A 12,779-nucleotide genomic window follows, 5' to 3' on the forward strand; every position below is an offset into this window, starting at 1 on the left:
TCCTTACTTTCGAGGAAGATTTGTTAAAAAGACCACTAGATCCCGAACAGAAATCATCCCCACCATGGCTCCAGCCTGGGTAACGCCCAGGTGCCGAATATGTTCTTTAGCCATTAGATCATTTGCATCCAACAGGGTTCGATCGGCCTCGATGCTGACAATCGGAGCGGACATAATTTTTTCGACCGTCGTCCGCATCGGGTCCGCACCCGCGGCGACCACCCTTCGAACCAGATCCGTATCAGTTAAAATGCCGATAATTTCCTCTCCACTGGTCACAATCACACTTCCGATTCCATTATCCCGCATCATTTCTGCAGCGGTCTTGACTAAAATATCCCGGTCAACTTTGACAATTTTGTCTACAGGGACCATACAAGATTTTACAGGAACCATGACGCTACTCCTCCCATCAATCGGTTAACAGAACGTGGTGTCTAAAACTTCCTTCACCATAGAATATTTATGAAGACGATACCAATCGCATATCCTTTGGATTTTGCCGGGCGTGAATGATCATGGCATCGACCAACGCCGGAACCGTACTCTCCAATGCCATGACATCCACCGACAGCCCTTCTTCCTGAACGGTTTGAGCGGTGATCGGGCCAATGACGGCCACAATCAAATGCCGTGTTAATTCCTGCAATTCCTGGCGGTTCTCAAACAACTGACAAAAATTTTTCACTGTTGAAGAACTGGTAAAGGTCACATACTGAATTTCCCTGTTGCGCAGTCGATCACGAAGAGGGCCCATATCGACGACAGGAGGAAGGGCTTGGTACGCATGGACCACATGCACGGTGGCTCCCATGGCCTTCAACTGTTCAGGAAGAACCTCGCGTGCCACTTTGGCTCGAGGAATCAAAATCCGTTGACTGGCGACCCCTACCCCGCCGAGGGCCTGCAAAATCCCCTCTGCCTGAAAATCTTGAGGAACCAGATCCGAGGCAATCCCCCAGCGAGCAGCCTCTTCCCGGGTTCGAGGACCAATACAACACACACGGATTCCGGCCAAGCTCCGCACATCTTTGTGATGAAACCAGAGACGTTCCATGAAGGATTGCACGCCATTCACACTCGTGAAAATCACCCAGTCGTATGTCGAAATCGCGGCAATCGCCTCATCCACAGGAGTCCAGCTATCAGGAGGATGAATCTCCAACGTAGGACATTCCACCGGCTCCGCACCCTGTGCCGCCAGCAAATTTGAAAGAGCCGGCGCCTGGGCACGTGGCCTGGTCACTAAAACCCCTTGTCCAAACAGAGGACGGGACTCATGCCAGTTCAGTCGTTCACGTAACCGAACGACTTCACCCACAACAATCACTGATGGCGGACTCATGTCTGCCTGGGAGGCTAATTTCACAATGTCGGATAACATTCCCACCACTGTTCGTTGACGAGCATAGGTGCCCCATCGAATCACCGCCACGGGAGTCGTCGCAGGCTTGCCTTCTTGAATGAGCCGTTCCACAATCTGCGGAAGATTTTTCATGCCCATTAAAAAGACAAGTGTCCCTTCAGCCGAGGCGAAACGCGGCCATTCCATTGCACTCGATGGTTTGGTCGGATCTTCATGCCCGGTCACAAATGCAACCGTCGAGGCGAGGGTCCGGTGTGTCACGGGAATGCCGGCATAAGCCGGCACCGCCACGGCAGCCGTTACTCCAGGGACGACTTCAAATGGGATCTCAGCGTCAGCAATTGCTTCGGCTTCTTCACCTCCACGGCCAAACACAAAAGGATCCCCCCCCTTGAGGCGCACGACACACTTACCTTCTCGAGCTTTGGTAACCAACAAGGCGTGAATCTCCGCCTGATTCCGATAGGCACCACGCCCTTTTCTGCCGACATAAATACACTCGGCGTGAGAAGGGGCAAATTTCAACAATTCTGGATTAGCCAAGTGGTCGTAGAGCACCACATCAGCCTGCTCGAGACACTCTTTCCCTCGAAGGGTCAGCAACTTGGCATCGCCGGGCCCGGCTCCAACCAAAAACACCCGACCATGAATGACAACTGACTTGGTCATGCCATCCCATAAATTTCCTGGAGAATGGGCTGCGCCCCACCGTCCAACAATTGTCCAGCCACCTGCATGCCAATTGATTCGGCTTCCCCCGCCGGGCCCGATACCACTTGACGAATATATCGTTTTCCATCAAGGCTTGTGACCAACCCATCCAGAGTCAGGGTGTCCCCTAGGAGGGTCGCATACCCTGCAATGGGAACCTGACATCCGCCTTCCAACCCTGCAAGCAAGGCCCGTTCGGCAGTGACCGCAATCCGAGTTGGACGATGTTCAAACTGTGCGACCAGATCCCGAATCCACGAATCATCTTTCCGTCCTTCCAGACCCAAGGAACCTTGGCCAATTGCCGGCAGACTCACATCCACGGACAAATACTCCGTCACTTCCTGGTCCCATCCTAAGCGCTTGAGCCCTGAGGCGGCCAGAATAATAGCATCATACTGACCCTCACGAACCTTGCGTAGTCGCGTATCAACATTCCCACGCAACATCGCAATCTCAAGATCCGGACGAGCATGTAACAACTGCGCCTGTCTTCGCAAACTACTGGTTCCGACTCGTGCACCGATCGGCAATGTCGCCAAAGTATGGCCTTCACGGGCAATCAACGCATCCCTGGGATCCTCCCGCTCGGGAACACAAATAATCCCCAATCCTTCAGGCAATTCTGACGGTACGTCTTTCATGCTGTGCACGGCCAGATCAATATCTCGTCGGAGCAGCGCTTCTTCAATTTCTTTGACAAACAGCCCTTTTCCTCCAATTTTGGCCAACGGCACATCTTGAATCTTATCTCCGCTGGTTTGAATGCGCTTCAAAATGACAGAAGTATCCGGCGCAAGGGCTTTGAGCTGCGCTTGCACCCATTCGGCTTGCCATATGGCCAATTGGCTTCCCCGCGTTCCGACAATGAGCGTAGACCGCATACGACCCTTCCCCTGATTCATATGCCATCCTTGTGTGGAAGGGGCTCCTCGCTGATGCCATCACCTGTCTCATCTTCCAGGAGTGGGATCTCTCCGGAGTGAATCTCCCGCTCGCGAAGTTCAAAAAACCGGCGGGCGGCTTCAATAAACGCAAAGCCATTTTGAGATTGCGCTTCCGACTTTAAGGTCACGACCGGGCCATGGAGTAATTTATTCACAATCGCCGAGGCAAGCCCTTCGATAGCAGCTCGGTCCTTTGGTGACAATTCTCCCAGACGACCGAAGACTTTCTCTAACTCGCCTTGTTTGATCTCTTCCGCTTTTTTTCTCAAGGCTACAATAGTGGGCGTGGCTTCCAAGCCACGAACCCAGGCCACCATACTTCCGACTTCTTCCCTCACCATATGCTCGGCGGTTTCGGCTTCTTTCAATCGTTCTTCCTGATTATGTCCCACATGAGCTTTGAGATCATCAATGTCAAACACATAGGCGTTATCAACATCCTTGACGGCCGGATCAATATTTCGAGGCACCGTGATATCAATCAAAAACATGGGACGGTTCATTCGATGATATACCGCCATTTCGATATCATCCTTGGTAATGACATAGTGGGGAGCACCCGTGGCGCAAATCACAATATCCACCTTGGGTAACGTGCTTCGAAGCTGTTCATAGGGAACCGCCTGTCCATGAAAGCGCTCGGCCAATGTGAACGCACGATGATGATTACGATTGGTAATAAGAACCTCTTTCACACCCTGATTCACCAAGTGTTGCGCCGCCAACTTTCCCATCTCCCCTGCACCGACTAACAAGACGACTCGTTGCTTCAGATTTGAAAAAACTTTTTTGGCTAATTCCACAGCGGCATAGCTGACAGAAACCGCATATTCCCCGATCCGCGTTTTCGTCCGGACACTTTTTCCCACTGAAATCGCTTTTTTAACGACCTTATTAAGAATGACCCCGGACGAACGATGGGTCAAAGCGAGCTCATAGGCTTCCTTGACCTGTCCAAGGACCTGAGGTTCTCCCACGACCATGGAATCTAAACTAGCCGATACCCGAAATAAATGCGCAATGGCGTCATCATCGCTATATCGATACAGATGAGGGAGTAAATCCTCAGAAGATAAGGAGAAATGGGTTGAGACCAAAAAATCCTCCAATTGACGAAAACCCCATTCTCCCTTTTCCACGACGGCATATACCTCAACACGGTTGCAGGTCCCCAGATACATGGCTTCTTTAATTTCGGAATACGCCATGAGCCGACCCAACGCCTCTCCCATCCGGCTATCCTGAATGGCCAGTAATTCACGCAGTTCAACGGAAGCCGTCCGATGATTGAGGCCTAAAACGATAATATTCATAACGGGGACATCGGTTGAGGACTTTTGATAAGGATGCCGACAAAAGTCAAAATTACTCCGGCGAATCCCACAATGGTTAGATAAGCGGCTTTTTTAGCCCTCCAGCCGGCCGTCACCCTTCCCAGCAGGACCGCGAAATAAAAGAACCAGGTAATTAACGCCCAAATTTGCTCGGAGTTCCAACTCAAATACGATCCAATCGTTAATTGGGCTGAAACGGCCCCTGTCAGAATTCCTAAGGTCAATAAGGGAAACCCAAAAAGGATAGATCGTTGATTGAGAGAATCTAAAAAGTCCAGCGGTGGGAGCTTGAAAGCTAGCACATTAAATTGTTTGGACTTCAAAAGACGCTCCTGCATCACATACATGAGCCCGGCCACAAAGGCCACAGCAAATCCGATGGTACCCAGGATACTCAGGGTTACATGCACCCATACCGTCTGAAAGACCGGGGCAATGGTATCAGCTGACTGAGGGGCCAGTGTTGCCGAAACGAGAGACAGAAAGGCCAGCGGAAGAATAAAGGCGCCCAACACTTCTAATCCCCTTTTCAGACCAACGACCAAAAAAACCAGCACTAACCCCCAGGCGAAAAAGGACATCGCGTCCTTAAATGTCATAATAGGGACATGCCCCGTCGATACCATAGCCATGATGAGTGCCGAGGTATGAGCAACAAACCCCAAACCTGTGGCCACAAGGGAAATTTTTGAGATGGCATCGGAACGGTGCCAGAGATATAAAAGAAAAAGGAGGGTGCCTCCGAAATAAAGGCCCATGGTGAGATATGGCAGTAATTCAGACATTGAACAACCTAGTAAAGAAACATACACAGTGAGCCATGTCGAGTATAGAACTGCATATAGAGAAGGTCAAGAAAATCAATGAGTTACCAGCATTCATTGGTTAACCACAATAGGAAAATCACACCGCGTATCCGCTCATACAGTACCTGCAGTAGTTCCACCACAAACATTTAAAGCTTGACCGGTTATTGCACTGGCCGCATGTGAGCAAAGATACAGGACGAGACTGGCCACTTCCTCGGCTTCCGCCATTCTTTTAATCGGAATCATACTAATCGCGGATTCACGAAATTCATCCGGTGAAACCCCAAGGCTGGCGGCAGTTTCTTCGATTCCCTTTCTGGCCATGGCAGTATCCACCCAGGTGGGGCAAATGGCGTTCACGGTTATGCCCTGAGAGGCGACTTCCAGCGCCAGAGCTTTAGTGAACCCTAAAATGCCATGCTTGGCTGTGCAATAGGCTAAATACCCTGCCACGCCAAATCGCCCCAAGACGGAGGAAATATTAACGATACGTCCATAATGGTGGGGAAGCATATGTGGAATAGCGAGTTTCGAAACCAAGTAGCTGCCTGTTAAATTCACCTGAAGAATATTCTGCCACTTGGAATCATCCGGATCATGAATCGACGTTTGACCTGATGCTCCTGCGTTATTAACAAGAATGTCCAGCCTGCCAAACTTTTGGATCACCCTCTTCATGGTATGCTCAACATCAACCCGTCGGGTTACATCGCATGGTATCGAAAGCACGTCTCCGCCAGCTTGAACGAGATCGTCTGCTGTGCCCTCTAATTCTTCCACACGTCTTCCACAAATAGCGACTCCCGCCTGTTGCCTCACCAAGGCCATGGCAATGGTTCGTCCAATGCCCTCTCCCCCTCCCGTAACCAGAGCCACCTGACCTTGAAAACTATGGGTGTCACCCATCCTTCATATCCTTATCATTTGCCAATTGAATCAGGAGGCGGGTACGACTGGAACCTCCTGGACAATGGCAAGCTCAGGCAGTACCATCTCCAACCTTGCCCTGCGTCATCTTCCATCAATAAACCATGACCGGAACCCTTTACATTGTCAGCACGCCAATCGGCAATCTGGAAGATATGACCTTCCGGGCCATCCGCATCCTCCAGGAGGTAGCCATTATTGCGGCCGAGGACACACGTCGCACCCAAAAACTCTGCACCCATTATCACATCGGCACGCCACTCACCAGTTATCACGATTTCAACAAGGAGGAAAAAACCGACATTCTCCTCCATCGGCTCCAGGAAGGAAATTCCGTTGCCTTGGTTTGCGATGCGGGCACTCCTCTTATTTCTGATCCTGGGTTTTATCTGGTTCGCCAGGCAATCAGGTCAAATATTCCACTTATCCCTATTCCAGGACCATCTTCCGTTCTTACGGCATTATGCGTGTCAGGTTTGGCAACAGATCGATTTATTTTTGAGGGATTTGTGCCCAGAAAACCAGGGGCCAGAGAAAAATTTTTTCAAAATCTAAAAGAAGAAAAAGGTACCATTATTGTTTTTGAAACCCAGCATCGGATTCTTAAAACATTACAAGTCATCACTACCGTCATGGGAAACAGACACATCGTACTGACACGGGAATTGACAAAACTCAACGAAGAAATTCTACGGGGAGAAATTGAAGAAGTGGTTCAACAGTTAAAAGGCAAATCGATTAAAGGAGAAATAACACTTTTAATTCAAGGGTTACCTCAAAGGAGTAAAAGGCAATTGGAACCATTAACCGAACATTCCAGCTCGACCCCCATCACACACTTACCTTCTGAATAACCACACGGTAATAATGGTCAACTTTTTCTTGTTCAAGAATCTGGTGACCCTCATTGGTAATGCTTTGCGGGACATTTCGAATCGGTTCGCCTTCATCCAACAGGACCCTCAACCGATCTCCGCTTTCTAAAGACTCCAGCTTTAGCTTTGTCTTCACAAAGTTGTAGGGACAAATTACACCTCGAAGATCCAATTCCTCCATGCGCTCTCAATCTTCTCCCGCCGCCGGCTTATTAATACATAAAACTATTTACCTACTTCATTTATTCCTAAATATTTTCATAGTCAAAATAACAAAAGAGCGTGCCGGATTTTGACCGGCACGCTCTTTTCAACTACAAAAATGGCTTGTAAACAGAAACCTATTGAACGGTACCCTTGTTAAAGTTCTTGCGATCATCGCCATAATCAGTGGCGATAGTTTTATCTGTCCGCTCATTGACTGTTGTCGGCTGGGGGGCACATTGCCAGCAAGGCGCAGCGCCAGTCACTATACCAACTTCGCTGGTAATTCCTGACTTGACTTCCCCTGGCTGCACTGAACCGTCTGGGATTCCAGTGTAAGAGCCACTCTTTACAGTAAGACCTCTTGCCCCATAGGGATCTGGCTTTTGACCAAACCCGCCACCAAAGTCTGGGTTATCGGCCCCACCTAGTAATTGGGACCCGGTCAACACATACACATCACGGACCAACTTTCTCCCGGTTCCAAACTTTTGATCCTCGGAAGTTTCATTCGCTGCCTGGATCGTGACGTAATCACCCTTATTAATAGCCTTAAGGTTTGCCATGTTGGTTTTACCGTCAAAATACAACTCTTTTAAATTTAAGGCACCACGAAGGGTTTGCCGTTCATCGTGGGAACTTCCTCCCATATCGAGCCACAGCCTTCCCCCTGCGTAATCAATACCGACAACTTCCCCTTGAATCGTTTCATCTGCTGAGAGGTACCGCAACATGTCGTCTTGGTCCATCACTCGTGACCTGTCGCCTACACCCTGAGAGTCTCCGACACCAGTCCCATACCCTACATGCTGAGGTGGACGCTCTTGCGCCACCGCCACGCTCACCGAGCCTGCAAAAATCATTGCTAATCCAAAATACCCTACCTTCCGCATGTGGCTCCTCCTTGGAAGTGTGAGTGAATAATCAAAAAAAACGAACGAATTCAAATATACGATTTTATTTCATGATCAAGGGCACCAACTATAGTCAAGGCGGTAGCCCCTGTCAAGTCAATTCTTGGCTTTCCATCATGGATCAACATACCCGAAATTTCACTTAAAGACTTACACTGTTTTTCCCATTTTTTCTCAATTTTAATTAAAGCCAGTAATGGTGCCCGGAGGGAGGGTCGAACTCCCACTCTCGTGAAAGAACCGGATTTTGAGTCCGGCGCGTCTGCCAGTTCCGCCATCCGGGCAAGTCCATTTCACTTGCGATATCTACCATGAACCTCTATGCAGGTCAAACAGGAAATGCTGATCCCCTTCTCCAATAAATAAACCATAGCGGGGCATTCTCATTTCTTCATAGGTAATCGCTGTCCCATATTTTATGCAATGGAACCCAGCGCAAATTTTTTACCCCATTTTCGAAATAATGTTTCCTTGAGGATGCGATGGTCGGGCAGCATCAACCGTGGATCACCTTTTAATATTTCTCCTGCCATTTGTTTCGCTTTTATTAGTAACACGGTATCTCGGGCCAAATCCGCCACACGAAAATCCATTTCCCCCCATTGCTTGACCCCTAAGACATGCCCAGGCCCACGAATATTCAAGTCTTCTTCCGCCAGTGCAAAGCCGTCTTCACATTGCGCAAACACCCCAAGGCGTCGCCTCGCGATGGAAGGAGAAAACGTATCCCCCTGGGAACTCCTCCCGATCTTATCGAGTGACAATCGACTGGATTCAAGCTTTAAGGGTATTTGCTGGGAATAGGGAGGAATTTTCCCCAAGCCATGAATCAACACGCAATAGCCTTGATAAAGACCTCGTCCGACCCGGCCGCGCAATTGATGCAATTGCGCCAACCCAAACCGTTCCGCATGTTCAATGAGCATGACCGTGGCATTATGAACATCCAAGCCGACCTCGACAACAGTAGTGGCCACTAATACATCAATCTCTTTCTTTTTAAACTGGGCCATGACCACTTGTTTTTCGCGGGATGGCAATCGGCCATGCAGCAAACCGATGCGAAATGGAGCACATTCTTCCCGTAATTGCTCGGCAGCCTCAATGGCTGCCTGCAAATCAATTTTTTCTGATGGTTCAACGAGCGGATACACCACATAAGCCTGCCGCCCCGCTTCTAATTCCTTTCGCATCAAATGATGCGCGTCTTTCCGTTGGCCGGTGGGGAACAGCATCGTCTTTACGGGTTTTTTCCCTGGAGGAAACTGATCAATCACCGATACATCCAAATCCCCATAAAGCGTCATTGCCAAGGTCCTGGGAATAGGCGTGGCGGTCATCACCAACACATCGGGATGCCATGGCGCTTTCCCACGAAGCTGCGCGCGCTGCAGCACACCGAATTTGTGTTGCTCATCCACAATCACCAACCCGAGCTTGGCAAAGTGCACATCCGGCTGTAACAACGCGTGTGTACCCACCACCACCTGCACCTGACCTGACTGCATTCCGGCAAGTATCTTTCCGCGCTCGCGTCCGGTCTGCCCGCCTTTCAACAAAAGGCACCGGACACCCAGAGCCTCAAATAGGGGAAGCAACGACAAATAGTGCTGTTCGCTCAACACTTCCGTGGGAGCCATCAGGGCAGCTTGATATCCGGACCCACAGGCCATCACGATGGCATAAAGAGCCACGACGGTCTTCCCACACCCCACATCTCCTTGCAGCAAGCGGTTCATACTGATTGGCCGTCCCATATCATGGCTAATTTCCCGGATCACTCGCTCTTGCGCCGAAGTGAGCGAAAAAGGCAACATGGCCTTCAGCTGTTCAACCAACGGGTTGCGAACAGCAAACGGAATGCCTTCAATGTCCTGAGTCTGCCCTTGGCGCCGCATGGCGAGGGCTAATTGCAGGAGAAACAATTCTTCAAACGCCAGGCGTTGGTGCTCTGGTGTCGCATAGGCATTCAAGGCCTCCACCGAACGCTCCTGATTGGGAAAGTGTAAGACAGGTAATGCCTCTGGAAGAGTTGGCACTCCGAGTTGCGATCGAATGGTTAAGGGCAACATCTCTTGTAACTGATCGGCATAATGGTCAAAAATTGATCGAATAATTCGTCGAATCTGCTTGGAGCTCAACCCATTCGTCTCATGATAGACGGGAACAATCCGGCCCCCACGCAATTCCGGCAATTCATCCTCATCCAACAATTCATACTCCGGCCCGCGCATGGTTAGCTGTGAACTTCCAGAAAAATTGGCCAAAACCGGACCGGTCAATAACAGAGATACACCAGGCACAAAGGTTTTTTCCAAATATGGCTGGTTAAAAAACACGCATTCGATAAGACCCGTCTCATCCTTCACCGTCACCGTAACCACGACCAGACCTCTTCGATAGGTGGTTTTCGCCCACACTTTCTGCACTCTGCCTTTAATGGTGGCCTTCATGCCTGGGAGAAGGTTCCCGATGGGCAACACTTCCAATCGGTTTTCGTATCGCCAGGGTAAAAACCAGAACGCATCCTCTAATGTTTCCACTGCTAATTTTTCCAGCAAGCGAGCCCTTCGGGGCCCCACTCCCTTGGCAAATTGAATGGGAATCTCAGAAAGAGAGGAATGAGTCGGCATGATGATTACAAAAATCCTATTACATTAGAACTCGAGATTTAAAAAGAAAAAACATGAAACCATTTTTTCCCAATGGGCGCAAATGGCTTAGGGAAAATAAACGAGAGGGAAATGAAGTTGTGATGCCATCAATGCAAAGCCTTCGCAGAACCATCTCCTATTGATGGAGAGAGACTACTTCGGTCCTCGCAAAGGCTTTAGGAGTTTGGAACGATACGCCTTGGCCGGATGGCCCGGAGCTGTCTCTTTTGCCGTGAAATTATCAAGAATGTCATCGAAACGTTGTGCGCAACCCTTCACATCTTGAGGGTCGACTCGGCAAGAGACACAGGCGGCATAACTCAATGCATAAATGCGATTGATATCTCCAGCGTCCGGATAATTTCTTTTAAGGGCACCTTGCAAATCGGCATCCAGCTTTCCTCCAGCCAAGCTGGACATGAGACCTGATATTTCCCCACCAAATTTCTTGACCTTATGTTGATCTTCTGTCGACAAGTCTTCCGGAAGTGGGCAGGTGTTGGGCTTAATGACGATCGTATCGACTCTGGGTTGCTGACACCCCAGGGTCAAGAACAGCATGCTCATGATCGCGAGGCCTTTCGCAAACGGAAAACCCCAATCCCTTGAAGGAAATTTTAGATTAATCGTGAATCCTCCTTTGTTGAAACCAAATAAGTTAGTGGCACACATTTAAGAAACAAGCGGTTATGATAGGCGTGTTAATTTGGACATTCCAGCTCTGATTCTCCGGATTCAGTGATCGCGAACACTATGGCCGGAGTGAAGAGAAGAATGTCTGTGGCTACGGTTTCGTCAGGTCGTGTCATTCAGGATCATAGTTGCCAAGTGCCGTCGTGTGAACAACTTACGGATGACGTCTTGTATCCCTTCTGCATCATTAAACACATTCGGATTGTGTATGCCGCTGAAATGAGCGAAGGCCACTCCCGCGCGAGCACCTGATAGCTGCCTGCTTACCTTCTCTTTGAGAGATTTGTAGATGTAGTCCCTCAACGCTTTCGGGGTCTTACGCGGGCGACAACACGGACATAAAACAGGTTCCATCCCTGATTCGCTTCCGTGTTTGGACCTAAGAAAAATAAATTTAGAACGCCTTTTAGCCCGTGCGAGATCTCCGAGTTCCTCCCGTGTATGCTTTGGACTTGGTGCAGGCTCGAGCGTCAGAGTTAGTTGCACATCAGAATCTTACGCGCATCACCGACCAGCTCACGAATGTCCGGTGCCCATTTATTCGGCAGGTGGATGCCGTTGGTTGTTTTCTGGTCGTACGGGCAGAACGCAAAGAGCCATGGACGCCGAATTTGGGCCAACTGACGGTAGCAGCCGCCGTGATGCGTAAGGTCCTTATCAAGGTCGGCTTGTGCCTTGGCAAAAGCTTCGTGTCCCGGGAACCTCTTGAGTTCCCGAGCATACGTGGGAATTTCCGAATCCTTGATTCCATTATTGCCTCGCCGGAGTGGGAGATCTTATGGAGTCATCTATACTTAGAGTCTTTGAACGCAATGAGGAAATCACTGACAATTTGCTTCAATAGTATGGCCAATCCTGTAAGTGGAGCAATAACATGGCATTGGTGTTGGCTGACTGAATTGTGCCCCAAACAATAGGGGCGGCGGCGAATGCGGCCGACTCGGCAGGGTCCGCTTGAGCCTTCTGCGCTTGGATAGCTTGAACCTCGAGGGCAAATTGCATGTCTTTATGGGTCTGTTGGAAAAAGCCGCCAGCGGCGTTCTCGCCATTGTCCCGTGCTCCCGTACTAAGCGTACGCTCCGCGCGTAAAAACGGCTGTGGCCTTGCTGGACGGACCCTTCGGGAAGACTCAGGCATGCTTTTTTGAACCGACGCGGAGCCTTTGATGAGTAATCAAATCCTGGGCAAATTTGCCCTTGAAAATTTTTGTCATTCAACACTCCCTTTATCTAAACCAGGAGCGTTCATCTTCCGTGACCGAACAAAGGCATAATGGCCATCTGCTGCACCGCAATGGTGCAACACCGGCACTTCTATAACTGCCGCACCGGGCCCAAGTTGGAGT

General features: G+C 49.7%; 13 protein-coding genes and 1 tRNA gene. 2 read left to right on the plus strand and 12 right to left on the minus strand.

Going from position 1 to position 12,779, the window contains the following annotated elements; translation table 11 throughout:
* Positions 1–3: 3 nt before the first annotated feature.
* The 6 genes from H6750_02715 to H6750_02740 form a co-directional block, all read right to left on the minus strand.
* On the minus strand, positions 4–396 hold the full coding sequence (locus H6750_02715) for a CBS domain-containing protein (protein MCB9773225.1): 393 nt from the start codon (positions 394–396) through the stop codon (positions 4–6).
* 67 nt (positions 397–463) lie between these two features.
* Complete coding sequence (gene cobA / locus H6750_02720) at positions 464–2,035, minus strand: uroporphyrinogen-III C-methyltransferase (GenBank protein MCB9773226.1); 1,572 nt, start codon at positions 2,033–2,035, stop codon at positions 464–466.
* On the minus strand, positions 2,032–2,961 hold the full coding sequence (hemC, locus tag H6750_02725; GenBank protein MCB9773227.1) for a hydroxymethylbilane synthase: 930 nt from the start codon (positions 2,959–2,961) through the stop codon (positions 2,032–2,034). Before hemC ends, cobA begins: the two co-directional genes overlap by 4 nt.
* 17 nt (positions 2,962–2,978) lie before the next feature.
* Positions 2,979–4,337, minus strand: a complete 1,359-nt coding sequence (locus tag H6750_02730; protein MCB9773228.1) for a glutamyl-tRNA reductase — start codon at positions 4,335–4,337, stop codon at positions 2,979–2,981.
* The gene (gene ccsA / locus H6750_02735; protein ID MCB9773229.1) at positions 4,334–5,143 is read right to left on the minus strand and encodes a cytochrome c biogenesis protein CcsA; all 810 of its coding nucleotides are present in this window, start codon (positions 5,141–5,143) and stop codon (positions 4,334–4,336) included. The genes H6750_02730 and ccsA overlap by 4 nt, the downstream gene beginning before the upstream one ends.
* 135 nt (positions 5,144–5,278) lie before the next feature.
* Positions 5,279–6,073 (minus strand): SDR family oxidoreductase, encoded by a 795-nt coding sequence (locus tag H6750_02740; GenBank protein ID MCB9773230.1) that lies wholly within the window; start codon positions 6,071–6,073, stop codon positions 5,279–5,281.
* A gap of 125 nt (positions 6,074–6,198) precedes the next feature.
* Between H6750_02740 and rsmI the strand changes: the two genes are divergently transcribed.
* Positions 6,199–6,948, plus strand: coding sequence for a 16S rRNA (cytidine(1402)-2'-O)-methyltransferase (gene rsmI, locus H6750_02745; GenBank protein ID MCB9773231.1), 750 nt, complete (start codon positions 6,199–6,201; stop codon positions 6,946–6,948).
* On the opposite strand, the gene H6750_02750 is transcribed toward rsmI, so the two are convergent.
* The 5 genes from H6750_02750 to H6750_02770 all read right to left on the minus strand — a co-directional run bounded on the left by H6750_02750 (position 6,926) and on the right by H6750_02770 (position 11,308).
* A complete protein-coding gene (locus H6750_02750) occupies positions 6,926–7,150 on the minus strand; it encodes a sulfurtransferase TusA family protein (GenBank protein MCB9773232.1) in 225 nt (74 codons plus the stop codon). The two genes, rsmI and H6750_02750, sit on opposite strands and share 23 nt — an antisense overlap.
* A gap of 160 nt (positions 7,151–7,310) precedes the next feature.
* Positions 7,311–8,066: a hypothetical protein gene (locus H6750_02755; protein MCB9773233.1), complete on the minus strand. Its 756-nt coding sequence runs from the start codon at positions 8,064–8,066 to the stop codon at positions 7,311–7,313.
* A 218-nt stretch (positions 8,067–8,284) separates the two neighbouring features.
* Positions 8,285–8,371 (minus strand) — tRNA-Leu (locus H6750_02760).
* Positions 8,372–8,503: 132 nt separating this feature from the next.
* Entirely contained in the window at positions 8,504–10,720 is a 2,217-nt protein-coding gene (gene recG, locus H6750_02765) for an ATP-dependent DNA helicase RecG (protein ID MCB9773234.1), read from the minus strand.
* A gap of 174 nt (positions 10,721–10,894) precedes the next feature.
* Complete coding sequence (locus tag H6750_02770; protein MCB9773235.1) at positions 10,895–11,308, minus strand: hypothetical protein; 414 nt, start codon at positions 11,306–11,308, stop codon at positions 10,895–10,897.
* A gap of 213 nt (positions 11,309–11,521) precedes the next feature.
* Here H6750_02770 and H6750_02775 point away from each other — a divergent pair, with 213 nt between their 5' ends.
* Positions 11,522–11,686, plus strand: a complete 165-nt coding sequence (locus H6750_02775) for a hypothetical protein (GenBank protein ID MCB9773236.1) — start codon at positions 11,522–11,524, stop codon at positions 11,684–11,686.
* A 585-nt stretch (positions 11,687–12,271) separates the two neighbouring features.
* On the opposite strand, the gene H6750_02780 is transcribed toward H6750_02775, so the two are convergent.
* Positions 12,272–12,571 carry a hypothetical protein gene (locus tag H6750_02780; GenBank protein MCB9773237.1) on the minus strand — a complete coding sequence of 100 codons (300 nt, stop codon included), beginning with the start codon at positions 12,569–12,571 and terminating at the stop codon, positions 12,272–12,274.
* Positions 12,572–12,779 lie beyond the last annotated feature (208 nt).

This window comes from Nitrospiraceae bacterium (assembly GCA_020632595.1).
GTDB lineage: Bacteria > Nitrospirota > Nitrospiria > Nitrospirales > UBA8639 > Nitrospira_E.